The sequence below is a fragment of the Acidovorax sp. T1 genome, assembly GCF_002176815.1.
In the GTDB taxonomy this organism is placed as follows: Bacteria; Pseudomonadota; Gammaproteobacteria; order Burkholderiales; family Burkholderiaceae_C; genus Acidovorax.
This window is the reverse complement of record NZ_CP021648.1, coordinates 103,272-129,207: the sequence shown is the minus strand read 5'-3', so window position 1 is coordinate 129,207 and position 25,936 is coordinate 103,272. Positions and strand designations below refer to the sequence as shown.

The 25,936-nt window shown below is 68.1% G+C and carries 23 protein-coding genes; 17 read left to right on the top strand and 6 right to left on the bottom strand.

What is annotated here, in order from left to right:
* Window positions 1-162: 162 nt before the first annotated feature.
* The 7 genes from CCX87_RS00570 (at window position 163) to CCX87_RS00540 (ending at window position 7,850) form a co-directional block, all read left to right on the top strand.
* Window positions 163-1,029 carry a PPK2 family polyphosphate kinase gene (locus tag CCX87_RS00570; protein ID WP_087748098.1) on the top strand — a complete coding sequence of 289 codons (867 nt, stop codon included), beginning with the start codon at window positions 163-165 and terminating at the stop codon, window positions 1,027-1,029.
* 197 nt (window positions 1,030-1,226) lie between these two features.
* Window positions 1,227-2,534 (top strand): Glu/Leu/Phe/Val family dehydrogenase, encoded by a 1,308-nt coding sequence (locus tag CCX87_RS00565; RefSeq protein ID WP_087742972.1) that lies wholly within the window; start codon window positions 1,227-1,229, stop codon window positions 2,532-2,534.
* 217 nt (window positions 2,535-2,751) lie between these two features.
* The gene (locus CCX87_RS00560; protein ID WP_087742971.1) at window positions 2,752-3,699 is read left to right on the top strand and encodes a Bug family tripartite tricarboxylate transporter substrate binding protein; all 948 of its coding nucleotides are present in this window, start codon (window positions 2,752-2,754) and stop codon (window positions 3,697-3,699) included.
* A 55-nt stretch (window positions 3,700-3,754) separates the two neighbouring features.
* Complete coding sequence (locus tag CCX87_RS00555; RefSeq protein WP_087742970.1) at window positions 3,755-5,320, top strand: class I adenylate-forming enzyme family protein; 1,566 nt, start codon at window positions 3,755-3,757, stop codon at window positions 5,318-5,320.
* Window positions 5,321-5,584: 264 nt separating this feature from the next.
* Window positions 5,585-6,049, top strand: a complete 465-nt coding sequence (locus CCX87_RS00550) for a PaaI family thioesterase (protein ID WP_087742969.1) — start codon at window positions 5,585-5,587, stop codon at window positions 6,047-6,049.
* A gap of 4 nt (window positions 6,050-6,053) precedes the next feature.
* Window positions 6,054-6,683 carry an IclR family transcriptional regulator domain-containing protein gene (locus CCX87_RS00545; RefSeq protein WP_232476449.1) on the top strand — a complete coding sequence of 210 codons (630 nt, stop codon included), beginning with the start codon at window positions 6,054-6,056 and terminating at the stop codon, window positions 6,681-6,683.
* Between the two features lie 45 nt (window positions 6,684-6,728).
* The gene (locus CCX87_RS00540; protein ID WP_087742968.1) at window positions 6,729-7,850 is read left to right on the top strand and encodes a CaiB/BaiF CoA transferase family protein; all 1,122 of its coding nucleotides are present in this window, start codon (window positions 6,729-6,731) and stop codon (window positions 7,848-7,850) included.
* Window positions 7,851-8,041: 191 nt separating this feature from the next.
* On the opposite strand, the gene CCX87_RS00535 is transcribed toward CCX87_RS00540, so the two are convergent.
* The 6 genes from CCX87_RS00535 to CCX87_RS00510 all read right to left on the bottom strand — a co-directional run bounded on the left by CCX87_RS00535 (window position 8,042) and on the right by CCX87_RS00510 (window position 14,903).
* Window positions 8,042-8,911 carry an HpcH/HpaI aldolase/citrate lyase family protein gene (locus tag CCX87_RS00535; RefSeq protein ID WP_087742967.1) on the bottom strand — a complete coding sequence of 290 codons (870 nt, stop codon included), beginning with the start codon at window positions 8,909-8,911 and terminating at the stop codon, window positions 8,042-8,044.
* A gap of 11 nt (window positions 8,912-8,922) precedes the next feature.
* Entirely contained in the window at window positions 8,923-9,930 is a 1,008-nt protein-coding gene (locus tag CCX87_RS00530) for a tripartite tricarboxylate transporter substrate binding protein BugD (protein ID WP_087742966.1), read from the bottom strand.
* A gap of 62 nt (window positions 9,931-9,992) precedes the next feature.
* The gene (locus tag CCX87_RS00525; protein ID WP_087742965.1) at window positions 9,993-11,360 is read right to left on the bottom strand and encodes an MmgE/PrpD family protein; all 1,368 of its coding nucleotides are present in this window, start codon (window positions 11,358-11,360) and stop codon (window positions 9,993-9,995) included.
* Window positions 11,361-11,410: 50 nt separating this feature from the next.
* On the bottom strand, window positions 11,411-12,604 hold the full coding sequence (locus tag CCX87_RS00520; RefSeq protein WP_087742964.1) for a CaiB/BaiF CoA transferase family protein: 1,194 nt from the start codon (window positions 12,602-12,604) through the stop codon (window positions 11,411-11,413).
* 161 nt (window positions 12,605-12,765) lie between these two features.
* On the bottom strand, window positions 12,766-13,926 hold the full coding sequence (locus CCX87_RS00515; protein WP_087748097.1) for an acyl-CoA dehydrogenase family protein: 1,161 nt from the start codon (window positions 13,924-13,926) through the stop codon (window positions 12,766-12,768).
* A gap of 71 nt (window positions 13,927-13,997) precedes the next feature.
* Window positions 13,998-14,903 (bottom strand): FAS1-like dehydratase domain-containing protein, encoded by a 906-nt coding sequence (locus CCX87_RS00510; protein ID WP_087742963.1) that lies wholly within the window; start codon window positions 14,901-14,903, stop codon window positions 13,998-14,000.
* Window positions 14,904-15,098: 195 nt separating this feature from the next.
* Here CCX87_RS00510 and CCX87_RS00505 point away from each other — a divergent pair, with 195 nt between their 5' ends.
* From CCX87_RS00505 to CCX87_RS00460, 10 genes are all read left to right on the top strand, one after another.
* Window positions 15,099-16,016, top strand: coding sequence for an SDR family NAD(P)-dependent oxidoreductase (locus tag CCX87_RS00505; RefSeq protein ID WP_087742962.1), 918 nt, complete (start codon window positions 15,099-15,101; stop codon window positions 16,014-16,016).
* A 16-nt stretch (window positions 16,017-16,032) separates the two neighbouring features.
* Window positions 16,033-16,926 carry a MaoC family dehydratase gene (locus tag CCX87_RS00500; RefSeq protein WP_087742961.1) on the top strand — a complete coding sequence of 298 codons (894 nt, stop codon included), beginning with the start codon at window positions 16,033-16,035 and terminating at the stop codon, window positions 16,924-16,926.
* An 81-nt stretch (window positions 16,927-17,007) separates the two neighbouring features.
* A complete protein-coding gene (locus tag CCX87_RS00495; protein WP_087742960.1) occupies window positions 17,008-17,802 on the top strand; it encodes an enoyl-CoA hydratase/isomerase family protein in 795 nt (264 codons plus the stop codon).
* 168 nt (window positions 17,803-17,970) lie between these two features.
* Complete coding sequence (locus CCX87_RS00490) at window positions 17,971-19,254, top strand: acetyl-CoA hydrolase/transferase family protein (RefSeq protein ID WP_087742959.1); 1,284 nt, start codon at window positions 17,971-17,973, stop codon at window positions 19,252-19,254.
* Between the two features lie 66 nt (window positions 19,255-19,320).
* The gene (locus CCX87_RS00485; RefSeq protein ID WP_087742958.1) at window positions 19,321-20,529 is read left to right on the top strand and encodes an acetyl-CoA C-acetyltransferase; all 1,209 of its coding nucleotides are present in this window, start codon (window positions 19,321-19,323) and stop codon (window positions 20,527-20,529) included.
* Between the two features lie 221 nt (window positions 20,530-20,750).
* Window positions 20,751-21,728 (top strand): Bug family tripartite tricarboxylate transporter substrate binding protein, encoded by a 978-nt coding sequence (locus CCX87_RS00480; RefSeq protein ID WP_087742957.1) that lies wholly within the window; start codon window positions 20,751-20,753, stop codon window positions 21,726-21,728.
* A gap of 10 nt (window positions 21,729-21,738) precedes the next feature.
* Window positions 21,739-23,253, top strand: a complete 1,515-nt coding sequence (locus CCX87_RS00475; RefSeq protein ID WP_087742956.1) for a class I adenylate-forming enzyme family protein — start codon at window positions 21,739-21,741, stop codon at window positions 23,251-23,253.
* Window positions 23,254-23,270: 17 nt separating this feature from the next.
* Window positions 23,271-24,248: a tripartite tricarboxylate transporter substrate binding protein gene (locus tag CCX87_RS00470; RefSeq protein ID WP_087742955.1), complete on the top strand. Its 978-nt coding sequence runs from the start codon at window positions 23,271-23,273 to the stop codon at window positions 24,246-24,248.
* A 95-nt stretch (window positions 24,249-24,343) separates the two neighbouring features.
* Window positions 24,344-24,727 carry a Zn-ribbon domain-containing OB-fold protein gene (locus tag CCX87_RS00465; protein WP_087742954.1) on the top strand — a complete coding sequence of 128 codons (384 nt, stop codon included), beginning with the start codon at window positions 24,344-24,346 and terminating at the stop codon, window positions 24,725-24,727.
* On the top strand, window positions 24,724-25,932 hold the full coding sequence (locus CCX87_RS00460; RefSeq protein WP_087742953.1) for a thiolase: 1,209 nt from the start codon (window positions 24,724-24,726) through the stop codon (window positions 25,930-25,932). Before CCX87_RS00465 ends, CCX87_RS00460 begins: the two co-directional genes overlap by 4 nt.
* Window positions 25,933-25,936 lie beyond the last annotated feature (4 nt).

Below are 25,936 nucleotides of genomic sequence, written 5' to 3'. Positions count from 1 at the left end.
TTTGAAACAAAAGTGCCTGTAGCGCTTATTCATCAAGCGCCAATAGCTATATTATCTATAGCAAATGGGCCCGCCCTTCTGCGGAAACCGCGCATTGACCCACCCGCCACATTGCGCCAAGCTGGCAACCCCACCTGGATGACAACCCCCCAAAAAACACCCATGAGCAAATCCCCCTTTCAAACCAACGACAAGGCCCTGGCCAAGCGCTGGGCCGCGTGGCAACCCCGGCCGGCCAATGGCTCCGGCCCCAGACCGGTCTCGCTGAAGGATTTCGACCCTGACGCCACGCCGTTCATGGACGGCGAAAAGGCGCAGGGCAAAGAAGATGTGCAGGCCCTGGCCATTGAACTCGACGCACTGCAAAACCTGCTGTACGCCGACCGGCGCTACAAGCTACTGGTGATACTGCAGGGCACCGATGCCTCGGGCAAGGACGGCACCGTGCGCGGCGTGTTTGGCAGCATGAGCGCCCTGGGTGTGCACGCCGTGGGCTGGAAGGCGCCCACCGAGCCCGAGCGCGCGCACGACTACCTGTGGCGCATCCACCAGCAGGTGCCGGGCGCCGGCGAGCTGACGGTGTTCAACCGCAGCCACTACGAAGACGTGCTGGTGCCGGTGGTCAACGACTGGATCACGCCCGAGCAGCACCGCCAGCGCCTGGCCCACATCAACGACTTCGAGCGCCTGCTCAGCGAGACCGGCACGGTCATCGTCAAGTTCATGCTGCACATCGGCTACGACGAGCAGCGCGAGCGACTGCAGGAGCGCCTGGACGACCCCGCCAAGCACTGGAAATTCGACATGGGCGACATCGCCGTGCGCAAGCAGTGGGCCGATTACCAAAAGGCCTACGAAACGCTGCTGTCGGCCACGCACACCCCCTGGGCGCCCTGGACCATCGTGCCGGCCAACTCCAAGACGCACCGCAACCTGATGATCGCCACCGTGCTGCGCGAGGTGCTGCAGAACCTGGGCCTGAAATACCCGCCCGGCGACCCGGCGCTGGAGCATTTCACGGTGGAGTGAGCAGATTGGATGCCATTCAGGCCTGTAGCGCCCGAATGGCAAGCGCTGACAGCTATCTTTTAGTGAGCAACCGACGCACCCGCGGAGACCGGCCCATCATGCAAACAATGCATAACCCCGTGAAACACCGGCCTTGGACAGCCCGGCGGCACAGGCATAAGCTTCATCCCCTGAACTGATCCCACAAGGAACCCTCCATGTCACACCCCACCGGAACGCCCGCCAGCGCCACCCACACCCTGCCGTCGTACCTGGACCCCAACCACCTCGGCCCCTGGGGCAACTACCTGCAGCAGGTGGACCGCGTCACGCCCTACCTGGGCAGCCTGGCGCGCTGGGTGGAGACGCTCAAGCGCCCCAAGCGCATCCTGATCGTGGACGTGCCGATCGAGCTGGACAACGGCACCATCGCCCACTACGAAGGCTACCGCGTGCAGCACAACCTCAGCCGTGGCCCCGGCAAGGGCGGCGTGCGCTTTCACCAGGACGTGACGCTGTCGGAAGTGATGGCCCTGTCGGCCTGGATGTCGGTCAAGAACGCGGCGGTGAACGTGCCCTACGGCGGTGCCAAGGGCGGCATCCGTGTCGATCCCAAGAAGCTCTCGCTGGGTGAGCTGGAGCGCCTGACGCGCCGCTACACCAGCGAGATCGGCCTGCTGATCGGCCCCTCCAAGGACATCCCTGCGCCTGATGTGAACACCAACGGCCAGATCATGGCCTGGATGATGGACACCTATTCGATGAACACCGGCGCCACCGCCACCGGCGTGGTCACCGGCAAGCCAGTGGACCTGGGCGGCTCGCTGGGCCGCGTCGAGGCCACCGGCCGCGGCGTGTACACCGTGGGCGTGGAAGCCGCCAGGCTGACCGGCCTGCCCATCGAAGGCGCCCGCCTGGCCGTGCAAGGCTTTGGCAACGTGGGCGGCACGGCGGCCAAGCTGTTTGCCGAAGCCGGCGCCAAGGTGGTGGCCGTACAGGACCACACCGGCACCATCGTCAACAGCAACGGCCTCGATGTGCCAGCGCTGCTGGCCCATGTGAAGGCGCGCGGCGGCGTGGGCGGCTTTGCCGGCGCCGAAGCCCTGGCCAATGAGGACTTCTGGGCGGTGGACTGCGAGATCCTGATCCCGGCGGCGCTGGAAGGCCAGATCACCAAGGACAACGCGGGCAAGATCAAGGCCAGGATGGTGATCGAGGGCGCCAACGGCCCCACCACCACCGAGGCCGACGACATCCTGCACGACAAGGGCGTGCTGGTGCTGCCCGACGTGATCGCCAACGCGGGCGGCGTGACGGTGAGCTACTTTGAATGGGTGCAGGACTTCTCCAGCTTCTTCTGGAGCGAGGACGAGATCAACGCGCGCCTGGTGCGCATCATGCAAGAGGCTTTTGCCGGCATCTGGCAGGTGGCCCAGCAGCACCAGGTGAGCCTGCGCACGGCCACCTTCATCGTGGCCTGCCAGCGCATCCTGCATGCGCGCGAAATGCGCGGTCTGTACCCCTGAAGATTGCGGCGCTTGCCAAAAAAGGGCGGCCCACCATGGGCCGCCCTTTTTTCTGCCCGCACCATGCCGCTGCTTTGCGCGTGCGAAAGCGGGGCTTTGCCAATGGCAAAGCCATTCGCTCCCAAACCCTAGGTGCGGATCGGGGTGGGTCTGGCTATCGTTGGACTCCTGCGCCGCAGGCCTCGCCGAGGCCAAGACGCCCCCCCAAGGAGTCCCGATGATTTTTCGACGCTGCATGCTGGCTGCCATGGCCACCCTGCCCCTGGCCGCCTGGGCCGACTGGCCCGAACGCCCCATCACCATGGTCGTGCCGGCCGCAGCCGGCGGCACCACCGACATTGCGGCGCGCGTGCTGGCAGAGAGGATGGGCAAGGACCTGGGCACCTCCATCGTCGTCGAGAACAAGGGCGGTGGCGGCGGCAGCATCGGTACGGCGCACGTAGCGCGCGCCAAGCCCGACGGCTACACGCTGCTGATGGGCAACATCGGCCCGGTGGCCATCAATTTCAGCCTGTACAAGCAGCTCAGCTACAAGGAAAGCGACCTGCGCGGCATCACCAACGTGATCTCGGTGCCCAACATCCTGGTGGTCCATGCTGATTCGCCCGTGCGCAGCGTGCAGGAGCTGGTGGGCCTGGCGAAGACGCGTCGACTGAACGTGTCCACCTCGGGCGTGGGCCAGTCGCCCCACATGTCCTCGGAAATGTTTCGCCAGAAGGCCGGCATTGACGTGACCCTGGTGCCTTTCCCCGGTGCGGCCCCGGCCGTGACGGCGCTGCTGGGGCAGCAGGTGGATTTCATGATCGACAACCTGCCCAGCTCCATGCCGCACATCAAGTCGGGCAAGTTCCGGGCGCTGGCCATCACCAGCGGCACGCGCGCGGCGCAGCTGCCTGACGTGCCCACCATGACCGAGGCCGGCGTGCACATGCAGGTGACGGCATGGTTTGGCCTGCTGGCGCCCGCCGGCACGCCCGATGCGCTGGTCAATCGCCTGCAGCAGTCCGCGCGCAAGGCCATGCAGACGCCCGAGGTGCGCCAGCGCTTTGCCGATCTGGGCGGCGTTCCGGGCGGCGAGACCCCGGCCGAATACGACACCTTCATCGCCCAAGAGCGCAAGAGCTGGGCCCAGATCGTCAAGGCGGCGGGTCTGTCCCTCGAATAACCCCGGCAAGACGGGCGCGCGCACGTCTAAAGCCTTTCACTGCGATCCCGATTCCATGCACCCAGACATCGAACAACTGCTTTCCCAGCCCTTCGGCTCGCTGCCCGAGCTGATTGCGCAGCAGGCCGCGCACCGCCCCCGCCATACCGCCCTGGTCCTTGGTGCACAGAGCCTCGACTACGCCGCGCTGCGCGCGGGCATGGACCGGGTGGCCCGCAGCCTGCAGCAGGGCGGCTTCGGCCCTGGCGATGTGGTGGCGATCTGCGCCGGCACTTCGGTCGAGTATGTGCTGGCCTACCTCGGCGCGCTTCGCGCCGGCGTGGCCGTGGCACCGCTGGCGCCGTCGTCCACGGCCGAGCACCTGAGCGCGATGCTGGACAACTGCGGCGCGCGCCTGGTACTGCGCGACCGCGAGGTGGCCGCGCAATGGCCGTTGCATGCGGGCTCCACACTGCGCTGCGTGGCCCTGGACGATGCGCCCGAGGCCGGCGAGCCCTGGTCGCAATGGCTGGCCTCGGGCGATGCGGCGCCTGCGCCCATCGCGCCGCAGCCCGATTGGCCGTTCAACGTGATCTATTCATCTGGCACCACGGGCGTGCCCAAGGGCATCGTGCAGTCCTGGGCCATGCGCTGGGCGCATGTAAAGCGCGCGGTCACCAACGGCTACGGGCCCGATGCCGTCTCGCTGTGCGCCACGCCGCTGTACTCCAACACCACGCTGGTGGCGGCGCTGCCCACGCTGGCACTGGGCGGCACGCTGGTGCTGATGCGCAGGTTCGACGCAACACATTACCTGGCGCTGGCACAGCAGCACGGCGCCACCCACACCATGCTGGTGCCCGTGCAATACCAGCGCCTGATGGCCTGCCCCGAATTTGACCGCGCGAACCTGGGCCGGCTGCAGCACAAGTTTTGCACCAGCGCGCCGTTCAGCGCCGCACTCAAGACCGAGGTACTGCAGCGTTGGCCGGGCCGGCTCATCGAGTATTACGGCATGACCGAGGGCGGCGTGCGCTGCGAGCTGCACTGCCACGACCACCCCCACAAGCTGCACACCGTGGGCCGCCCCGGCGAGGGCGCCGACATCCGCTTCATCGACGAGCAGGGGCGCGAGCTGCCGCCCGGTGAGCAGGGCGAGATCGTCGGCCGCTCGGCCGGAATGATGAGCGGCTACTACCGCCTGCCCGACAAGACGCGCGAGGCCGAGTGGTTTGACGCGCAAGGGCAGCGCTACATCCGCAGCGGCGACGTAGGTCGCCTGGATGCGGACGGCTTCATCGTGCTGGGCGACCGCAAGAAGGACATGATCATCACGGGTGGCTTCAACGTCTATCCGAGCGACATCGAGGCCGTGCTGTGCCAGCACCCCCAGGTGGCCGAGTGCGCCGTGGTGGGCGTGCCCTCCGAGCAATGGGGCGAAACCCCCGTGGCCTGCGTGGTGGCGCGGCCCGGCACGCAAGCCGCCGCGCAAGAGCTGCGCGACTGGCTCAACGCCCGCGTGGGCAAGACCCAGCGCGTGGCCGACCTGCGGCTGGCCGAGCGCCTGCCGCGCAGCGAGATCGGCAAGGTGCTCAAGCGCACGCTGCGCGAGCAGTACCTGCAGGCCACCGTGGCCCCGTGAGGCGCGTGGCGGGTGCTTCATCTTCCTTGCCGCGCAGATGAACGTCTGAAGGTGGGGCGCTGGATCCCCACGAGCACAAGAATGCCAGTGTTTGCACACGGCAAAGACCTGCGCGTCCGCCAACGGCGGCTCCCCACCTTCGCGGTGATGGCAGACAAGGCAAACGAATAGGTGGTTTGCGCGTTGCCAGGCGGCCAGTCACGTCCACCGCAGTGCCGCGCGCGCAGTACAGTTCTTCCGCGTAATTTTCTTTCGCATGCAACCATGACAAACCAGTCCAGCACCCCCGACATTCCCCTGAGCCCCTTCACTGGCGAGGCACCCGACATGTTCTTCGGCCTGCCCATGGCCATGGCGCGCGCCATGGCGCTGCGCGGCGAGCGCATTGGCAACGACATGGCCCAGGTGCGCATGGGCTTTCAGGCAGAACAGGCCAACAGCCGCGGAGAGGTGCATGGTGGCTCGATCGCCACCTTGCTTGATTGCACGCTGGCTGCGGCTGCGCGCGCCCATGACCCCGCCGCCTATGGCGTGGCCACCATCGACCTGACGCTGCACTACGTCGCCGCGGGCCGCGGGGATCTGATCGCCACCGCGCGTTGCGAGCGGCGCGGGCGATCCATCAGTTTTGCCCGTGGCGAGGTGCGCGCCGAGGACGGTACCCTGGTGGCCCTGGCCACCGGCAGCTTCAAACTGATTGCACGCGCCCCGGCAGCAGCCGGGGCGTGAGAGCATGACGCAGAGCGCCTCAGCTGGGCTGCACGCCTGCGGCCTGCAGCAGGCGCCCCCAGATCGGGGCCTCCTCTGCCCACGCTCGGGCAAATTTTGCGGGCGTATCGTCGTCTACGGGGATAAAGCCGGCAGCGATGATGTGGCCGACCTGACCGAGGGGCAGGTGCAGCTGGCCGTGGGTTTTCGGCGCGAGCTGTGCCTGGTGGAGCAGGCCAACAGCCTGGGCAACCCCGTCTTCCGGCCCGAGGTGGGCGTGCACACCTCGCTGCCGCGCACCGCGTCGGGCCGCGCCTATCTGCTGGGCCTGCCCGATGAGGAACGCGAGGCCTACCTGCGCGACCTGCGCGCCGCCGACCCGCAGCGCGCCACCTGGCTGGATCAGCGGCTGGGCGACGCGCGCCGCGACCTGGCAGAGCACGGCTTTTGCCGCAGCCACGGCGACCTGCACCGCGAGCTGGAGTCGATCGCGGTGGCCATGTCCCGGCCGCAGGACGGCGAGCTGTGGGTGTTTGCGGTGACGCTGCCCATCTACAGCCCGCTGTGCGGCAAGCTGGAAACCGAAGTGGGCCCGCGCCTGCGCACGCTGGTGCGGTCGGTCGAGAGCGTGCTCGGGGCCTCAGGCCTGTCTTGACGCGCTCTCACCAGCAACACACAAAACACAACCCAAGGAGACATCGTGAAGGTTCTGGACAGCGTACGTGTGCTGGAGATTGGTGGCCTGGGCCCGGGGCCGTTTTGTGCCATGCACCTGGCCGACCTGGGGGCCGATGTGATTTCCGTGGTGCGCGAGGCCAAGAGCCAGGCGACCACGGGCCCGCTGCTCAACCGGGGCAAGCGCTCGGTATTCGCCGACCTCAAGACCGAGAAAGGCCGCCAGCTGGTGCTGGCGCTGGTGGCCGAGGCCGATGCGCTCATCGAAGGCATGCGCCCCGGCGTGATGGAGCGCCTGGGCCTGGGCCCCGAGGATTGCTTGGCGCTCAACCCCCGCCTGGTGTACGGACGCATGACCGGCTGGGGCCAGAGCGGGCCGTTGGCGCCGCGTGCCGGGCACGACACCAACTATGCCGCCGTCAGTGGCGCGCTGTGGGGCTGCAGCCCCTTTGACGCGCGGCCCGTGTCGCCCTTTGCCGTGCTGGGCGATATCGGCGGTGGGGCCATGTACCTGATGACGGGGCTGCTGTCGGGCATCGTGCAGGCGCGCGCCACGGGCCGCGGCACGGTGGTGGACGCAGCCATCGTGGACGGCTCGGCCCACATGCTGAATCTGATGCTCAGCGCGCGCCAAAGCGGCCTGGTGGCCGATGTGCGCGGCCAGAGCATCCACGACAGCGCGCCGTTCTACGACACCTATGTCTGCGCCGATGGCCAGCACATCACCGTGGGCGCCATCGAGCCGCAGTTCCATGCCTTGCTGCTGGAGGTTCTGGGGCTGGCCGACGACCCGGATTTCACCGGCCCCCAGTGGGACAAGGCGGCCTGGCCCAAGCGCCGCTCGCGCCTCGCGGCCCTGTTTCTGGCCCAGCCGCGCGCGCACTGGCAGGCGCTGCTGGAGCCCACCGATGCCTGCTTTGGCGCCGTGCTCAGCCCAGTAGAGGCGGCAGCGCACCCGCATATGCAGGCGCGCGGCGTGTACGCCGAGCACCAGGGCGTGCTGCAGGCCGCACCGGCGCCGCGCTTTGACGGCGCGGCCTACGAGCCGGGCGAGGCCTGCGTGCCGGGTACGCACACGCAGGCAGTCATGGAAAGCCTGGGCCAGGCGGGAGCGCAGGCCGTGTGGCGCCAGCGTCCAGCGCTCTAGGCGACGCTGGGTAGAAGGCCCGTCACGGCGTTCTTCGCCTGAGGTGCGTTCAGCGTTGCCTGAACAGCGGCGACGCCGCCAGAAGCCGGAACGCCCGCGAGGCCAACGCCAGACAGGCGACTTTGGCCAGCAGCATTGCTGCGTCAGAACGCGTTCACGATCCAGGAAGCCCTGGGAGAACGGCTCCAACTTCAGCGGGACGCAAGGCGCTGCTGCGCCCGCGCGTGGCGCAGCAAGGTTTGCTGCGCCTGCGCCAGCACCGGTGCATCCACCATGCGGCCATCCAGCACGCAGACGCCGCCACCGGCCTGCTGCAGCGCCTGCTGAACACGCAGCGCGTGGGCTACCGCAGCCTCGTCGGGGTCAAAGGCGGCATGCAGCACCGGCACCTGCGCCGGGTGGATGCACAGCTTGCCGCCAAAGCCCATGCGCCGCGCGCGCTCGGCATCGTGGGCCATGCGCTCGGGGTTGCGCGTGTCCACGGTGACGCCGTCGATGGGAGCGGCACGGCCCGCGCGGCGCGAAGCCAGCACCAGGGCCATGCGCACGGGCAGCAGTTCTTCCTCGCTTTCACCACAGGCCATGCCGGCATCGACCTGGAAGTCCAGGTGCCCGAAGGCCAGGCGCACCACCTGCGGCGCTGCCGCCAGGGCATCGGCGGCGGCCAGGCCAGCCACGCTCTCGACCAGCGGCACCAGCGCGGCCTGCGGCCCGGCGGCCTGGCCCACGGCCTGCAGCGTTTGCGCGTGCTCTGCCTTGGGCACCACGGCGCCAGCCAGGCCCTGCCCCGTGAGCTGTGCCAGGGCCTGCAGGTCAGCGGCGAACCAGGGCGAACCCTCGCTGTTGATGCGCACCAGCAGGCGCGCACGCGCCGCGCCTTCCAGCGCGGCCACGGCCTCGGCCAGGGCGGTGCGGGCACGCTCCTTGTCGGCGGGAGCCACGGCGTCCTCCCAGTCGGCGATCACCAGGTCGGCGCCGCTGGCCAGGGCCTTGGGCAAGCGCTCGGGCTGGGTGGCCGGCACGAAAAGAAAAGAGCAGGCCTGCTGCACCAGATCGGACATGGATGCTTTCCTTATTCGGCCGATACGCCCGCAGCCTTGATGACCTTGTCCCAGCGCGCCACCTCGGCCTCCAGGTGCTTGCGCAGCCCCTCAGGGGTGGCCTTGTCGGGCGAGACGAGATCGGAGCTCAACTCAGCAATGCGCTTTTTCACGTTCTCGTCCTTGATCGCCACGTTCAACGCCTTGTTGAGCTTGGCCATCACGTCTTTGGGCGTGCCCTTGGGAGCGTACATGCCGTGCCACACCTTCACGTCGAAGCCTTTGAGGCCCTGCTCATCCAGCGTGGGGATATTGGGCATGGACGACAGGCGCTGCGGCGTGGTCACGCCAAACACCTTGGCGCGCTTGCCGTCCTGGATCACGGGCGCGGTCTGCGTGGTCTGGTCGCACAGCAGGTCCACCTGCCCGCCCATCAGGTCGTTCATGGCTGGGCCAGCACCTTTGTAGGGGATGGTGGTCAGCTTCACGCCCAGCTGGTGCATGAACAGCATGCCGCACAGCTGCGACACGGCGCCAATGCCGGCGTTGGCCAGCGACACCTTGTCCTGGTTCTTCTTCACGTAGTCCTGCAGCTCCTGGAAGTTGTTCGCCGGAAAGTCCTTGCGCGACAGCAGGGTCATGGGCACGTCCAGCACCTGGCCGACGTACTCGAAGTCCTTGAGCGGGTCATAAGGCAGCTTCTTGTAGAGCGCCGGGGCCGTGGCCATGCCCATGTGATGGATCAGGATGGTGTAGCCGTCGGGTTTGGAGCGGGCGATGCGCGCGGGCGCCAGCGTGCCGCCCGCGCCCACCGTGTTTTCCACCACCACCGTCTGGCCCAGCGACTGGCCCATGGGCACCGCCAGCAGGCGCGCCACCACGTCGGTAGGGCCGCCAGCGCTGTAGGGTACGACCAGGGTGACGGTCTTTTCGGGCCAGGTGTTGGCCAGGGCGTTGCCGCACAGTGCCAGCGTGGCGCAGGCGGCAGCGATGGAGCCGGCAACGGTGCGGCGGGAAATCGGGATGAAGCGTGCTGTCATGGGGGTCTGTCTCCTGTTTGTGGTTTGTGATGAACGGGCGCCTGGCCAGCGCCCTTCGTAGCTTACAGGCCCAGCAGGTGCTGCGTGCGCGGCCAATCCTGCACCTGCCACAGGCGCTGCACGGCGGCGTCGGCCTGCGCGGCAGGCACCGCGCCGCCATAAGCCGCCAGGCGCAGCGCCTTGGCGGTGATTTCCTCGCGCGACAGTGTGTTGCCGGGGTCGCCCTTGGGCTCGTCCACCCGGCCGTGCAGCGTGCGGCCGTCGGTCGTCTGCACGGTGACCTTGCCGATCCAGCGCTGCGGGTAGGCGGCGTCGACCTCGGCGTCCAGCTCCATGCGCACCTTCTCGCGCAAGGCCACCGTGTCGGGGGCCAGGAACTGCGCGTCGAATTCGGTCAAACCCGCATGGCCAAAGCGCGCGGCCAGTGCCAACACCGTGCCCATGGAAAACTTGGACTGGTGCACCGTGCTGGGCGAGACCACCGGCCCCAGCACGTCGATGGCGCCTTGGTGCACATGGCAGGTGACCTGCGCGATGTCGGCGGGCGCCAGGCCGTGCTCGCGCATCACCTGTTGCAGCGCGTCGGCGGCCGGGTGCGTGTGGCGGCACGAGGCATGCCATTTGAACGATGTCTCGGCCGTGGCCCAGCGGGTGCCGAGGCCGTCGGTCAGCCTGGCCGGGTTGGAATCCTGCGACATGCCGGCGGCCAGGCCCTGCGGGCCGGTGAAGATGTCTTGCGCGCCGGTGAAACCGTCCTTGGCAAGATACGCGGCCATCAGCCCTGCGGCGGCGGCGTGCGCGGTGTGCAGCTGCTTGCTGTCGGCTGCGGTGCGCAAAAACTCCCACAGCCCGGCCGATTGCGTGCCGGCCGAGCCAAAGGCGTGCTGCATCTGCGCGGGCGTCAGCTCCAGCAGGCGGCCCACGGCGGCGGCGGCGGCCAGCGTGCCGGCCGTGGCCGTGGTGTGGAACACCTTGTAGTGGCTGCGACCCAAAAATTCGCCCACGCGGATGCCCACCTCGTAGCCGGCCACGCAGGCCGCCATGAGCTGCGCGCCGCTCGCGCCGATGGCCTGCGCCACGGCCAGCGCGGGCGGGAAGACCACAGCCGCCGGGTGGAACACCGAGCCGTTGTGCACGTCGTCCTGCTCGGCCACATGGCTGGCCGCAGCGTTGGTCAGCGCCGCCATCATGGGGCTGCTGGTAACGCCGTGGCCGATGACTTCGCTGGGGCCCGAGGCCGGGCCCTGCGACAACGCAAAGCGCGTGATGCTGGCCACGGGCCGCGCGCGGCAGCCGGCCAGCACCGAGCCGAACCAGTCCACCCACAGGTCTTCGGCGCGGCGCTGTACGGGCGCGGGCACGTCGCTCCACAGCAGCGTGGCGGCAAACTGCGCCAGGGGGTGGATGGCGGCTTGGGTTTCTTGCTTCATTTTGGGCTCCAGTGCAGGCGGGATAAGCGCTGTCAGCTATGGTTTTTGATTCAAACAGATTGCGGGGCCTGCAGTGCGTCGATCTGCTCGGCGCTCCAGCCCAGCGCGGCCAGGATGGCGGCGTTGTGCTGGCCCACGGCGGGCACGGCGTCCATGCGGTAATCGAACGCGCTGTTCACGCCCGGCGGCAACAGCGCGGGCACCGCGCCCGCAGGCGTGCCCACGGTGCGCCAGCGCTGGCGCGCGGCCAGCTGCGGGTGTGCCCACAGGTCAGCCATGTCGTTGACGCGGGCGTTGGCAATGCCAGCGGCCTCCAGGCGCTCGACGACCTGGGCGGCGCTGAGCGTGGAGAACTCTTGCAAGATCAGCGCCTGCAACGCGTCGCGGTGGGCGTTGCGCTGGCCGTTGGAACAGAAGCGCGCGTCCGTGGCCACCTCAGGGCGCTGCAGCACGGTGTCGCAAAAGGCCTTCCATTCGCGCTCGTTCTGCAGGCCCAGCATCACCGTCTTGCCGTCGCCGGCTGCAAACGGTCCGTAGGGATAGATGCTGGCGTGCGACGCGCCGGTGCGCGGCGGCGGCGGGGCGCCATCGTGGGCGTAGTACATCGGGTAGCCCATCCACTCGCCCATGGCTTCGAGCATGGACACGTCGATATGGCTGCCATCGCCCGTCTTGCCGCGCAGCAGCAGGGCCGACAGGATGTTGGTGTAGGCATACATGCCTGCAGCGATGTCGGCCACCGAGATGCCGGATTTGGAGGGTGTCTCGGGCGTGCCCGTCACAGACAGGAACCCCGCCTCGCTCTGGATCAGCAGGTCGTAGGCCTTCTTGTCGCGATACGGCCCGTCGGCGCCATAGCCGCTGATGTCGCACACGATCAGCTTCGGGTTGTGCGCCTTCAGGGCTTCATACGACAGCCCCATGCGCGCGGCCGCGCCGGGCGCCAGGTTTTGCACCAGCACATCGGCGGTCTTCAAGAGCTGCAGCAGCGCGGCCTTGGCCTGCGGCTGCTTCACATCGAGCGCCAGGCTTTCCTTGTTGCGGTTGAGCCAGGTGAAGTGGGACGACTGACCCTTCACCCGCTGGTCATAGCCGCGCGCGAAGTCGCCGCTGCCGGGCCGCTCGACCTTGATGACGCGCGCGCCCAGGTCTGCCAGCTGTCGCGTGCAAAAAGGCGCGGCCACCGCATGTTCCAACGAGACGACGGTGATGCCGTCGAGGGGCCTGAGAGTTTGCTTTGTCATCTTAGTGTTCCATGGCACTTCGCACCACCCGCAGCGCATGCAACTGGCACAACCCAACCCCAGGGACACCGAGGAAGGGCCGCCCCGCACCGAGGGTGTCGTCCCCCTCCCGCGAAGCGAGAGAGGGGGAAGGCGCGCAGCGACTCAGGGGGTGCTTCATTTCAGAAAGAGCGCGGCAGACCGAGGATGTGCTCGGCCACGTAGCTGTAGATCATGTTGGTCGAGATCGGCGCCACCTGGTACAGGCGGGTTTCGCGGAATTTGCGCTCGATGTCGTACTCGCAGGCAAAGCCGAAGCCGCCGTGGGTCTGCAGGCAGACGTTGGCAGCCTCCCAGCTGGCCTTTGCGGCCAGGTACTTGGCCATGTTGGCCTCGGCGCCCGCGTTCTGGTGGGCGTCGATCTTCTCGCAGGCCTTCCAGCGCATCAGGTTGGCGGCTTCCAGCTCGATGAAGGCATCGGCAATCGGGAACTGCACGCCCTGGTTCTGGCCAATGGGGCGGTTGAACACCACGCGCTCGTTCGCGTACTTGGCGGCGCGGTCAATGAACCAGTAGCCATCGCCAATGCACTCGGCGGCAATCAGGGTGCGCTCGGCGTTCAGGCCGTCCAGCAGGGTCTTGAAGCCCTTGCCTTCTTCGCCCAGCAGCGCGTCCTCGGGGATTTCGAGGTTGTCGAAGAACAGCTCGTTGGTCTCGTGGTTGACCATGTTCAGGATGGGCCGCACCGTCAGGCCGTTGCCAATCGCCTGGTGCAGGTCGATCAGGAAGCACGACAGGCCATCGGACTTCTTCTTCACCTGGTCGGCGGGCGTGGTGCGCGCCAGCAAAATCATCAAATCGCTGTGCTGGATGCGCGAGATCCAGACCTTTTGCCCGTTGATGACCCAGCGGCCATCCTTCTTCACCGCCGTGGTCTTGAGCTTGGTGGTGTCGCTGCCGGTGGTGGGCTCGGTCACGCCCATGGACTGGATGCGCAACGCGCCCGAAGCGATCTGGGGCAGGTACTTTTCTTTTTGCGCCTGCGAGCCGCTGCGCACGATGGCGTTCATCACGTACATCTGGCCATGGCAGGCGCCGGAGTTGCCGCCGCTGCGGTTGATTTCTTCCATGATCACCGAGGCCTCGGCCATGGTCAGGCCCGAGCCGCCGTATTCCTGCGGGATCAGCGCGGCCATCCAGCCGGCCTTGGTCAGGGCATCGACAAATTCCTCGGGGTAGGCGCGGGCCTCATCGATTTTGCGGAAATATTCGTCGGGGAACTGGGCACAGAGGGCGCGCACGGCGTCGCGGATTTCCTGGTATTGGTCGGGCTGGTGAATCATGGTGGATTTCAAGTGTTTTGGGGCTCTAGCGCTTATGTAGCAAGCGTGAGCAGCTATTGATTTGGTAGTTTTCAGGCCAAGGTGGCCGTGCCCTGCATGGTGAGGAACCCCTCGTGGTCCTGGGCCCACAGCTCCACGGTCTTGCCGTCGGCCGATGGTTTGCCGTGCACGCTGAACGGGTGCAGGTCGAACGTGGGGCGCACTGCGCGGAAGTCGAACGTGAGCACCTGCGCGCCCGGCAGGCTGCGGCGCAGCAGGTCCAGCAGCAGCGTGGCGATCAGCGGGCCGTGCACGATCAGGCCGGGGTAGCCCTCGACCTCGGTGACGTACTTGCGGTCATAGTGAATGCGGTGGCCGTTGAAGGTGAGCGCCGAGTAGCGAAACAGCAGCACGTCGTCGGGCACGATGGTGCGCGACCAGGCGGCCTGGCCGTCCAGTGGCGGCTTTTGCGGCGCGGGTGCGGGGTCGCCGGGCTGGGCGGCACTGCGGTAAACAATGTCGTGCTCTTCGGTCAGCGCCAGGCCCTGGGCATTGCGGTACTGGTGCTCCACCAGCACAAAGAGCAGCTCGCCGGTGCGCCCGGCCTTGTGCTTGACCGACTGGATGGTGGATGTGCGCTGCACCTGCTGGCCCACGCGCAGCGGGTTGGCGCCATCACCCTGCATTTCCCAGCGCAGGCGCCCGCCCGCCCACATGCGGCGCGGCAGCGGCACGGGCGGCAAAAAGCCCCCGCGCTTGGGGTGGCCGTCGGGGCCGATCTCGCTTTGCCGGGCATGCGGCAAAAAATACAGCCAGTGCCACAGCGGCGGCAGTGCGGTGCCGGCAGCGGGCGCCGGGTCGTCCCTGTCCAGCGTGGCCGACAGGGCGTCCACGGGCGCTGCCGTGAGGGTGTCGCTCAGGGTTTCGCTTTGGCCCTGCCAGGTTTGCAGGTGGGCCAGGGCGGCGGTGTCGATGGTGATGTCTGTCATGGCCGCCATCGTCGCGGCAGGCCCGCGCCCGCGCAATCCACGTTTATGAAAGCATGTCTTTGGCAGCCATGAAGCCCCGATGCGCCAAAGGCCTGCTTTCATGCGGCAAAAGCCTGTCCTCTTGATTGCCGAATAGCGCACCGGGGCCCTTGCGTTCATGCTCGCGGCCATTGATTTCCATATCGCTAACGAAGGACGACAAACATGACGCAAAAGATGGTGCAGGACAAGGTAGTGGTGGTCACGGGGGCTGGCGGCGGCATCGGGCGCGACATGGCGCTGGCCCTGGCGGCGGCGGGCGCCAAGGTGGTGGTGAATGACATCGGCACCTCCACCACGGGCGAGGGCACCGACGCCGGCCCCGCGCAAAAAGTGGTGGACGAGATCAAGGCCGCCGGCGGCCAGGCCGTGGCCAACACCGACAGCGTGGCCGAGGCCACCGCAGCGGGCCGCATCATCCAGTGCGCGCTGGACCACTTCGGCCGCATCGACGGCGTGGTCAACAACGCGGGCATCCTGCGCGACCGGTTCTTTCACAAGATGAGCCTGGACGAGTGGGACGCCGTCATCAAAGTGCACCTGTATGGCAGCTATTTCATGGCGCGCGCCGCCGCCAACCATTTCAAGGAACAGGAAAGCGGTGCCTTCGTGCACATGACTTCCACCTCGGGCCTGATCGGCAACCTGGGCCAAGCCAATTACAGCGCCGCCAAGCTGGGCCTGACGGCCCTGTCCAAGAGCATTGCGCTGGACATGCAAAAGTTCAACGTGCGCTCCAACTGCATCGCGCCGTTTGCCTGGAGCCGCATGATCGGCTCCATCCCCACCGACACGCCCGAGCAGCAGGCGCGCGTGGCCAAGATCCAGCAGATGACGCCCAACAAGATCGCGCCGCTGGCCGTGTACCTGCTGTCCGACCAGGCCAAGGACGTGAACGCCCAGGTGTTTGCCGTGCGCAACAACGAAATCTTTTTGATGAGCCAGCCACGCCCTCTGCGCTCGGTGCACCGCAGCGAGGGCTGGACGCCCGAGTTCATCGCCGAGCACGGCATGCCCGCGCTCAAGGCCTCGTTCGTTCCCATGGACCGCTCGGCCGACGTGTTCAGCTGGGATCCAGTCTGACCCCGGGAGCGGCTCCATGCCCATCAACTACCACCACCTGAAGGCGCGCGACTTTGGCGTGGTCCGCCAGTCGTACACCGAGCGCGACACCATGCTCTATGCGCTCAGCCTCGGACTGGGCAACGACCCGCTGGACGCCGCCGCCCTGCCCTTCGTCTATGAGGGCCTGGAGGGCGGCCTGCGCGCCCTGCCCACGCAGGCCGTGGTGCTGGGCTACCCCGGCTTCTGGGCGCGCGAGCCCGACACCGGCATCGACTGGGTGAAACTGCTGCACGGCGAGCAGCGCGTGCGCTGGCACCAAGCGCTGCCTGCCAGCGGCGACGTCGTGGGCCACAACCGCATCACGCACCTGACCGACAAGGGGGAGGGCAAGGGCGCCATCATGATCACCGAGCGGCGCCTCGAATCCGCCGCCGGCGAACTGCTGGCCACTGTGCAGCAGGCGACCTTCTTGCGCGGCGACGGCGGCTACAGCCAGCAAGGTGGCGGCCAGCCCAGCGACGCGCCGCTGCCCGCGCTGCAGCCCACGCCCGAGGACCGCGCGCCCGACTTCACCGACACCCAGCCCACCCGCCCAGAAGCGGCGCTGCTGTACCGCCTGATGGGCGATTTCAACCCGCTGCACGCCGACCCGGCCGTGGCCACCAAGGCGGGCTTTGAGCGCCCCATCCTGCACGGCCTGGCCAGCTACGGCCTGGTGGCCCGCGCGGTGCTGCGCCAGTGTGGCGGGGGCGACCCCGCGCGCCTGAAGGCGCTGGACATTCGCTTCGCCGCACCGGTGTACCCGGGCGAGACCCTGGTGACCGAGATCTGGCGCGTGCCCGGTCAAGCAGGGCAATTCCAGTTGCGCGCCCGCGTGGCAGAGCGCGACAAGGTGGTGCTGAGCCACGGGTTTGCCGAATTGTCCTGAACTATCAAAAAGTGAGCTAGCAGCGCTTGCTGTGAAAGCGCTGCGGCCCATTTTCATCCATAACAATCCCAGGAGAACGCCATGAGCGCATCCCCCGTGTTGACCTCGGTGCTGGACGGCATCGGCACCATCACCCTGAACCGCCCCGAGGCGCGCAACGCGCTCAGCATGGACATGCGCCCAGCCCTGGCCGCCGCCATTGCGCAGATGCGTGACGACGCGCAGGTGCATGCCGTCATCCTGACCGGCGCGGGCGGCGCCTTTTGCTCGGGCGGCGACATCTCGGCCATGCTCGACACCAGCCGCACCGGCCTCACTTTCCGCACCGGCATGCGCGAGCTGCACCAGTGGTTCCCTGAGCTCGTGAACCTGGAAAAGCCCGTCATCGCCGCCGTGGACGGCCCGGCGTTTGGCGCCGGCCTGAGCCTGGCGCTGGCGGCAGACTTTGTGCTGGCCACGCGCCGCGCCGAGTTCTGTGCGGTGTTCGGACGCATCGGCCTGGTGCCCGATCTGGGCGCCCTGCACCTGCTGCCGCGCATCGTGGGCCAGCAAAAGGCCAAGGAGCTGGTCTTCACCGCGCGCACGGTGGATGCCCAAGAGGCCCAGCAGCTCGGCATGGTCTTCGACATCGTCGAAGACGGGGCCGAGCTGCTTGATGCCGCGCGGGCGCTGGCGCGGCGCTTTGGCGAGGCGTCCACGGCCGCCATCGGCATGGCCAAGACCATCATGAACCAGTCCTTCGAAAGCGACGCGCGCACCATCGCCGAGCTGGAGTCCTACGCCCAGGCCATGTGCCGCGGCTCGGCCTACCACCAGGACGCGGTGCAGCGCTTCAAAAACAAAGAGCCGCTGCGCTTCGACTGGGAAAAACTATGAGACATCCCCCTGAGGCGCTGCGCGCCTTCCCCCTTCTCTCGCATCGCTGCGCGCTACGGGAAGGGGGACGCCGCCCGTGCGGCGGGGCGGCCCTTGCACGGCGGCCCCCGCCTGGGTTGCGCCAGTTTCAGCGGATGCTGGCGGCGCGCAACGCCGTGGAGTATTGACATGAGCTTATTGGCAGAGCGGCTACAGGCCCTGATCCGCCCCGGCGACACCCTGTGGTGGGGCCAGGCCACGGCCGAGCCGCTGACGCTCACGCGGGCGCTGGTGGCGCACCGCCATGCGCTGGCGCAGGGCGGGCGGCTGCGGGTGTTCGTGGGCATTGGCGCATCAGACACGCTGCAGCCCGAGCAGGCCGACGCTATCGATTTTTTTGGCTACGCCGCGGGCGGGCCGCACCGCCGCCTGGCCGAAGCCGGCGTGCTCGACATCCTGCCCAGCCATTACTCGCACCTGCCCGGCCTGATCCGCGCCGGCGTGCTGCCCGTTGACGTGGTGCTGCTGGAGGTCTCGCCGCCCGACGAGGAGGGCCGCTACAGCCTGGGCCTGGCGCAGGAATACCTGCCCGCCGCGCTGGAGCAGGCACGCGTGGTGATCGGCGAGGTCAACCCCGCCATCCCCTGGACGCATGGCAGCGTGCACCTGCAGGCGGGCGACTTCGCGCTGCTCATCGACGCCGAGCACCCGCCGCTGGAACAAAGCCGCGCCGCTCCCGGCCCGGTAGAGCAGGCCATTGCGCGCCATGTCGCCGGGTTGATCGAGGACGGCGCCACGCTGCAGCTGGGCATTGGCAACCTGCCCGAGGCGGTGCTGGCCGCGCTGCACAAGCACCGCGACCTGGGCCTGCACAGCGGCGCGGTGGGCGACGGCATTGCCGCCCTGGCCGAGGCCGGCGTGCTGACCAACGCGCGCAAAAGCGTGGACACCGGCGTGGGCATTGGCGGCATCCTGATGGGCAGCGAAAAGCTGCGCCGCTGGGCGCACCGCAACCCCCAATTGGCATTGCGCGGCACCGACTACACGCACGACCCCGAGGTGCTGGCCGCCAGCCACAAGCTGGCCGCCATCAACGCGGCCATCGAGGTGGACCTGACCGGCCAGATCAACGCCGAAGTGGCCGCCGGCGTGTACGTGGGTGCCGTGGGCGGCGCGGTGGACTTTTTGCGCGGCGCGGCGCGCAGCCACGGCGGCCTGCCCATCGTGGCGCTGCCCGCCACGGCCAAGGGCAAGACCCGCATCGTGGCCCGGCTGTCGGGCCCGGTGAGCACGCCGCGCAGCGACGCCGGCCTGATCGTCACCGAGCATGGCGTGGCCGACCTGCGCGGCCAGACGCTGTCGCGCCGGGTGCGTCGCCTCATCGACATTGCCGCCCCCGAACACCGCGAGGACCTGGAGCGCCAGGCCCACGAAACACTGCGCCATTGCGGTGCAGCGTTTAATCAAAATTGATAGCTAATGGCGCTTATCTGATAAGCACCAGTGACCATTTTTATTCATATTTCAAGGAGACCCACCATGCGCAGAGCCGCCATCGTCACCCCTGTTCGTACCCCCGTCGGCACCTTCGGCGGCAGCCTGCGGCCCGTACCTGTTGAAGAGCTGGCAGCCACCACGGTGCGCGCCGTGGTCGAGCGCAGCGGCATCGACCCCGCGCGCATCGACGACGTGGTCATGGCCCAGTCCTATGCCAACAGCGAAGTGCCTTGCGTGGGCCGCTGGGCCGCGCTGCAGGCAGGGCTGCCGGTGTCGGTGCCGGGCATGCAGCTGGACCGGCGCTGCGGCGGCGGCCTGCAGGCCATCGTCACGGCCGCGATGATGGTGCAAAGCGGCGCCGCCGACGTGGTGATTGCCGGCGGCGTGGAAAGCATGAGCAACATCGAGTACTACAGCACCGACATGCGCTGGGGCGCGCGCTCGGGCAATGTGCGCTTTTTTGACCGACTGGAGCGCGGCCGCGAGCGCTCGCAGCCGGTGGAACGTTTCGGCAAGATCTCGGGAATGATCGAGACCGCCGAAAACCTGGCGCGCGACTACGGCATCACCCGCGAAGAGGCCGACGCCTACGCCGTGCGCAGCCACCAGCGCACGGCGGCCGCCTGGGCCGCCGGGCGCTTCAATGATGAAATCGTCCCCGTGCAGGTACCCCAGCGCAAGGGCGACCCGGTTGTTTTCAGCAAGGACGAAGGCTTTCGCGCTGATGTCACGGCCGAGAGCCTGGCCAAGCTGCGCGTGCTGATGCCCAACGGCACCGTGACAGCCGGCAACGCGAGCCAGCAAAACGATGCCAGCGCCGCCTGCCTGATCGTGGCCGAGGACAAGCTGGCCGAGCTGGGCCTGACCCCCATGGCCACGCTGGTGGGCTGGGCCGCGGCGGGCTGCGAGCCCTCGCACATGGGCATCGGCCCGGTGCCGGCCACGCAAAAGCTGCTGGCGCGCCTGGGCCTGAAGATCGACGACATGGACCTGGTGGAGCTCAACGAAGCTTTCGCCTGCCAAGTGCTGTCCGTGCTCAAGGGCTGGGAATGGCAGGACCAGGACGCCATCGCGCACAAGCTCAACGTCAACGGCTCGGGCATCTCGCTGGGCCACCCCATTGGCGCCACCGGCGTGCGCATTCTGGCCACGCTGCTGCATGAATTGCAGCGCCGCAAGGGGCGCTACGGGCTGGAAACCATGTGCATTGGCGGTGGCCAGGGCATTGCGGCGGTGTTTGAACGGGTGTAGGCCCGCCCGCTGCACGGCCTGCGGGAAAACCCTCTCAAAGCAGGCCTGAACCCCGGCTTCGGCAAAAGCAGATTCACACCGCGCCTGCCGGGACGCACCATCGCGGCCGTTGCTCACGCTCCGCCCATGGGCGCGTGGCCGTCCCGCCGGGGCTTTTTGCGCGCCCATTTTTGCGCGCTCAATGCAGCCCCGCTCACCCCAGACTGACAGGAGACATTCCCATGACCGCATCCCCCCGCCGCCGCGCCCTGGCCGCCCTGGCGTTGGCGCCCTTTGCCCTTGCCATGCCTGCCGCCGCGCAGGAGGGCCAGCCCGTGCGCCTCATCGTGGGCTATGCCGCGGGCGGCCCGGTGGACCAGGGTGCGCGTCTGTTTGGTCAGGCGCTGTCCAAGGAGCTGGGCGTGCCGGTCATGGTGGAAAACAAGACCGGCGCCAACGCCACCATCGCCGGCAGCGAGGTGGTGCGCGCCAAGCCCGATGGCCTCACGCTGTGGTTTGCCGCCAGCCCCACCATCACCATCAGCCCCAACGTGATGACCAAGATGCCGTTCGACCCGGCCAAGGACCTGGCGCCGGTGGCGCCCATCCTGAGCTACTACAACGTGCTGGTCGTCAACAACAACGAGCCCTACAAGAACGTGCGTGAACTCGTGGCCCATGCCAAGGCCAACCCCGGCAAGCTGGCCTACGGCTCGGCCGGCGTGGGCGGCTCCAACCACCTGGGCGCGCTGCTGTTCGCCAAGCGCAGCGGCATCGATCTGAACCACATCCCCTACAAGGGCAACGCCCCGGCGATGACCGACGTGATTGGCGGGCAGCTGAACATGATGCTGGACATCATCAGCACAGCCAGCGCCTACATCCACAGCGGCAAGGTGCGTGCTCTTGCCGTCACTTCGCCGCAGCGCAATGCCTCGCTGCCCGACGTGCCCACCTTCGCCGAGTCGGGCATCGAGGGCCTCAAGGGCTTTGACGTGGGCGGCTGGTACGGCATCTATGGTCCCAAGGGCATGGCGCCCGAACTGGTGGCCAAGCTCAACAAGGCCGTCAATGCGGCCCTGGCCCAGCCGGATCTGAACAAGCGCTACAAGGAACTGGGCTACGACGAATGGACGGGAAGCCCCCAGAAACTGGCCGATCGCGCCACCAAGGAGCGCGCCATGTGGGCCACGGTGACCCAGGGCATCGTGGTGGATTGAGTCCGGCTCCATGACCGAACGCATCCACCACCTGCTCGACCGCTGGCTGGCCGAGGCACCGCAGCGGCCATTCATTCACCTGCCCGATGGCCGCAGCCTGCGCTTTGCCGACCTGGGCGCACTCACCGACACGGCCGAGGCCGAGCTGCGTGCGCTGGACGTGCGCCCTGGCGATCGCGTGCTGGTCGTGGCCGAGAACTGCCCCGAGCACGCCGCGCTGATCCTGGCCTGCAGCCGCGTGGGCGCCTGGTCGTGCGGCGTGAATGCGCGCATGGCGCCCGCCGAGATCGACAGCTTCGTCACCAAGGCCGATGCGCGCGTGGTGTTTTTCACGGCCGCGGCGTCCCGCAGCGCCGCCGCGCATGCACAGCGCTTCGCAGCGGTGGACTCGGCCCTGCCCGGCATGCAGCACAGCCCCGTGCGGCCGGATGCGCAGCCCGAGGCGGGCGCGCTGCGCGACGCGGTGGCGGCGCTCATCTTCACCTCCGGCACCACGGGCCTGCCCAAGGGCGTGATGCTCACGCACGACGCGCTGATCCACTTTGCGCGCGTGTCCGGCGCCTCGCGCGCGCTGGGCCCGCAGGACCGCAGCTACGCCTTCGTGCCCATGACCCACATCTTCGGGCTGGGCACGGTGCTGATCAGCTCGCTGCTGGCCGGTGCCCAGCTCGTCATGCGTCCGCAATTCGACCCTGACGACCTGCTCGATGCGCTGGCTCGCCATGGCGTGTCGCAGCTGCAGGGCCCGCCCGCGCTGTTCTCGCGCCTGCTGGCCCATCTGCAGGAGCGCGGCATCCAGCGGCCCGATGCTCCGGCGCTGCGTTATCTCTACACCGGCGCTGGCCCCCTGGATCTGGCGTTGAAACAACGCGTGGAGGCGGCCTTCGGCCAAACGCTGCACCACGGCTACGGCCTGTCGGAATATGCGGGCTCGGTGCACCTGACGCGCCTGGGCGAGCAGCGCCCGGACACCAGCGCCGGCTACGCGGTGGCCGAGGCCGAGGTGCAGGTCACCGACCCCGCCACGGGCCAGCCGCTGCCGCTGGGTGAGCGCGGCGAGCTGTGGATCCGCGGCCGGGGCCTGATGCCCGGCTACTTTCGCGACCCGGCGGCGACAAACGCCGTGATGCGCGCAGGCGGCTGGTACGCCAGCGGCGACCTGGGCGAGATGCATGCCGACGGCGCGCTGTTCGTCGTGGGTCGCCTGAAGGAAATGATCATCCGCTCGGGCTTCAACGTGTATCCGGCCGAGGTGGAGACGGCGCTCAACACCCATCCGAGCGTCCAGCGCTCAGCCGTGGTGGGCCGCACCGTGGACGACGGCAACGAGGAAATCGTGGCCTTTGTCGAACTGCGCCCCGGCGCCGCACTGGATGCGGATGCCGTGCAGGCGCACCTGCGCGACCTGCTGGCGCCTTACAAGCGCCCTTCCCACATCGTTGCCCTGACCGAGTTGCCGACCAACACCAACGGCAAGGTCCTCAAACGCACTTTGAGAGATCAGGCCCTGACCCTGACAACCTGAACTACAGGAGACACACCATGCATTCCTCGACCTCGCGCCGCAGCTTCATTGCAGGCAGCCTGCTCGCCGCCGCCCATCCGCTGGCGGCGTTCGCTTCCGAGTCGTGGCCCAGCCGGCCCGTGCGCTTCATCGTGCCGTTTCCGCCTGGCGGCCCGGTGGATACCACGGCCCGCGTCTTCAGCCACAAGCTGTCCGAGATCTGGAAGACACCCACCGTGATCGACAACCGCGCCGGTGCTGGCGGGGTGGTGGGCGCAACAGCCGCCGCCAAGGAAGCGCCCGATGGCTACGGGCTGTTCGTGGGCGCCATCCACCATTCGGTCAACCCCTCGCTGATGGGCAAGCTGCCCTACGACATCGAAAAGGACTTCGCGCCGATCAGCTTCGCAGCCATGTTTCCGGTGTTCATCGTGGCGCATCCGTCGGTGCCGGCCAACACCATCCAGGAACTGATCGCCCTGGCCAAGAAGGGCACGCCGCTGGCCTATGGATCTTCGGGCAACGGCGGCGGCACGCACCTGGCGGGCGAGCTGTTCAACATGGAGGCTGGCACCAAGCTGCAGCACATTCCGTACAAGGGCAGCGCCCCTGCCATGAACGACCTGCTTGGCGGGCAGGTGCAGCTGATGTTCAGCGACGCGCCCACGGCGCTGCAGCACATCAAGTCCGGCCGCATCAAGGTGCTGGGCGTGGCCAGCCGCCAGCGCTCGGCCATGCTGCCCAACGTGCCCACCGGGGTGGAATCGGGCCTGCCCGGCTACGAGGCGTATTCCTGGGCTGCGCTGTTTGCGCCCGCCAAGACGCCGCAGGCCGTGCTGGACAAGATCAACGCCGACTTCAACACCGCCATGAAAGACCCCGACGTGCGCCGCCGCCTGCTGGAGGCCGGTGCCGAGGCCGACCCCGGCACGCAAGAGCAGATGCGCCAGCGCCTGCGCGGTGAACTGGACAAGTGGGCCAAGGTCATCAAGACGGCGGGGATCACGCCGGGCTGAGACCGCGGCGAAGACGCCCTTTCAGATTGTCGAATTGAAGTGAGGCCGTGACGAGTGCATGCTGTGACTCTTACTGCGAAGCCTTTCAAAAAACCATGCACCTGAGCGCACAAACCCATTACCAGGCCGAGCTAGATGCCGGCCGCTTTTGCCTGCAGCACTGCCCGCAGTGCCAGAACCATGTATTCACGCCGCGTGAGCTGTGCCCGCACTGCGGCGCCAGCCCGCTGCGCTGGGTGCGCGCCAGCGGCCTGGGCACGGTCTATTCCACCAGCACGATTGCGCGCAAGCAGGACGCCGGCGGGAACTACAACGTGGCCTTGATCGACCTCGACGAAGGTGTGCGCATGATGAGCCGCGTGGAGGGCGTGGCGCCCGAGGCGGTACACATCGGCCAGCGCGTGCAGGCCCATGTGGCGCAAAAAGACGGGCGCGGCCTGGTGCTGTTCCAGCCTGCAGCGCAAGGGGGTGCCGCATGAGCCGCGTTCCCCAATCCCATCTGGACGCCGCTGCTGTGAACCGCCCCCTGCGCGGCCGCGTGGCCATCGCCGGCGCTGCCACCTATGGCTGCGGCGAGGCACCCGGCATGGACGACATGACGCTGCTGGTGCGCGCCGCGCACGCGGCCGTGGCCGACGCGGGCCTGACCATGCAGGACATCGACGGCCTGGCCACCTGCAGCGTCAACGCCAGCATGTGGACCATGCCGGTCATCGAGCATCTGGGCATCAACCCGACCTATGTGGACGGCACCATGATCGGCGGCAGCAGCTTCATCGCCCACTTGCTGCCGGCGATCCGTGCGCTGGAGGCCGGCCAGTGCAAGGCCGTGCTGGTGTGTTACGGCAGCGCGCAGCGCTCGGCCACCTTCGGCCGCAAGGAAGGCGTGGCCGCGCGGCGCTTCCTGGACCCACAACCCTACGAGCACCCCTATGAGCCGGTGTTGCCCGTCGCCGCCTACGCGCTGGCCGCTGCGCGCCACATGCATGAATTTGGCACCACACGCACGCAGCTGGCCGAGGTGGCCGTGGCTGCGCGCGCCTGGGCGCAGATGAATCCCGAGGCCTTCATGCGCGATCCGCTCACCATCGAGGACGTGCTCTCGGCCCGGCCCATCGCCAGCCCGCTGTCTGTGCGCGACTGCTGCCTGGTGACGGACGGCGGCGGCGCCATCGTGCTCACCCGTGCCGACCGCGCGCGTGACCTGCCCAGGCCGCCGGTCTACGTGCTGGGCAATGCCACGGCGATCTGGAACCGCCAGATCTCGTGCATGCCCGACCTGACCACAACGGCCGCCGCGCAATCGGGCGCCCAGGCCTTCGCCATGGCGGGGCTGCGCGCGGCCGACATGGACATGGCCCAGGTGTACGACGCCTTCACCATCAACACCATCCTGTTCCTGGAAGACCTGGGCTTTTGCGCCAAGGGCGAAGGCGGCGCCTTCGTGCAGGGTGGCGGCATCGCGCCCGGCGGGCGCCTGGCCGTCAACACCAATGGCGGCGGCCTGTCGTGCGTGCACCCAGGCATGTATGGCATCTTTGCGCTGATCGAAGCCGTGCGCCAGCTGCGCGGCGAGGCCGGCGCACGCCAGCTCAGCCAACACCGCACGGCCGTGGTGCATGGCAACGGCGGCACGCTGTCGAGCCAGTCCACCGCCGTGCTCGGCACGGCCGAAGCCCTTTGAATAT

What these genes read in the sequence shown, in the direction of transcription:
- CCX87_RS00545 (WP_232476449.1), top strand. Translation starts at nt 6,054, where the DNA reads ATGACGCAGAGCGCCTCAGCTGGGCTGCACGCCTGCGGCCTGCAGCAG.
- CCX87_RS00480 (WP_087742957.1), top strand. Translation starts at nt 20,751, where the DNA reads ATGACCGCATCCCCCCGCCGCCGCGCCCTGGCCGCCCTGGCGTTGGCG.
- CCX87_RS00475 (WP_087742956.1), top strand. Translation starts at nt 21,739, where the DNA reads ATGACCGAACGCATCCACCACCTGCTCGACCGCTGGCTGGCCGAGGCA.
- CCX87_RS00490 (WP_087742959.1), top strand. Translation starts at nt 17,971, where the DNA reads ATGAGCTTATTGGCAGAGCGGCTACAGGCCCTGATCCGCCCCGGCGAC.
- CCX87_RS00510 (WP_087742963.1), bottom strand. Translation starts at nt 14,903, where the DNA reads ATGGCGGCCATGACAGACATCACCATCGACACCGCCGCCCTGGCCCAC.
- CCX87_RS00465 (WP_087742954.1), top strand. Translation starts at nt 24,344, where the DNA reads ATGCACCTGAGCGCACAAACCCATTACCAGGCCGAGCTAGATGCCGGC.
- CCX87_RS00485 (WP_087742958.1), top strand. Translation starts at nt 19,321, where the DNA reads ATGCGCAGAGCCGCCATCGTCACCCCTGTTCGTACCCCCGTCGGCACC.
- CCX87_RS00570 (WP_087748098.1), top strand. Translation starts at nt 163, where the DNA reads ATGAGCAAATCCCCCTTTCAAACCAACGACAAGGCCCTGGCCAAGCGC.
- CCX87_RS00495 (WP_087742960.1), top strand. Translation starts at nt 17,008, where the DNA reads ATGAGCGCATCCCCCGTGTTGACCTCGGTGCTGGACGGCATCGGCACC.
- CCX87_RS00535 (WP_087742967.1), bottom strand. Translation starts at nt 8,911, where the DNA reads ATGTCCGATCTGGTGCAGCAGGCCTGCTCTTTTCTTTTCGTGCCGGCC.
- CCX87_RS00515 (WP_087748097.1), bottom strand. Translation starts at nt 13,926, where the DNA reads ATGATTCACCAGCCCGACCAATACCAGGAAATCCGCGACGCCGTGCGC.
- CCX87_RS00470 (WP_087742955.1), top strand. Translation starts at nt 23,271, where the DNA reads ATGCATTCCTCGACCTCGCGCCGCAGCTTCATTGCAGGCAGCCTGCTC.
- CCX87_RS00565 (WP_087742972.1), top strand. Translation starts at nt 1,227, where the DNA reads ATGTCACACCCCACCGGAACGCCCGCCAGCGCCACCCACACCCTGCCG.
- CCX87_RS00525 (WP_087742965.1), bottom strand. Translation starts at nt 11,360, where the DNA reads ATGAAGCAAGAAACCCAAGCCGCCATCCACCCCCTGGCGCAGTTTGCC.
- CCX87_RS00560 (WP_087742971.1), top strand. Translation starts at nt 2,752, where the DNA reads ATGATTTTTCGACGCTGCATGCTGGCTGCCATGGCCACCCTGCCCCTG.
- CCX87_RS00520 (WP_087742964.1), bottom strand. Translation starts at nt 12,604, where the DNA reads ATGACAAAGCAAACTCTCAGGCCCCTCGACGGCATCACCGTCGTCTCG.
- CCX87_RS00550 (WP_087742969.1), top strand. Translation starts at nt 5,585, where the DNA reads ATGACAAACCAGTCCAGCACCCCCGACATTCCCCTGAGCCCCTTCACT.
- CCX87_RS00460 (WP_087742953.1), top strand. Translation starts at nt 24,724, where the DNA reads ATGAGCCGCGTTCCCCAATCCCATCTGGACGCCGCTGCTGTGAACCGC.
- CCX87_RS00555 (WP_087742970.1), top strand. Translation starts at nt 3,755, where the DNA reads ATGCACCCAGACATCGAACAACTGCTTTCCCAGCCCTTCGGCTCGCTG.
- CCX87_RS00500 (WP_087742961.1), top strand. Translation starts at nt 16,033, where the DNA reads ATGCCCATCAACTACCACCACCTGAAGGCGCGCGACTTTGGCGTGGTC.
- CCX87_RS00505 (WP_087742962.1), top strand. Translation starts at nt 15,099, where the DNA reads ATGACGCAAAAGATGGTGCAGGACAAGGTAGTGGTGGTCACGGGGGCT.
- CCX87_RS00530 (WP_087742966.1), bottom strand. Translation starts at nt 9,930, where the DNA reads ATGACAGCACGCTTCATCCCGATTTCCCGCCGCACCGTTGCCGGCTCC.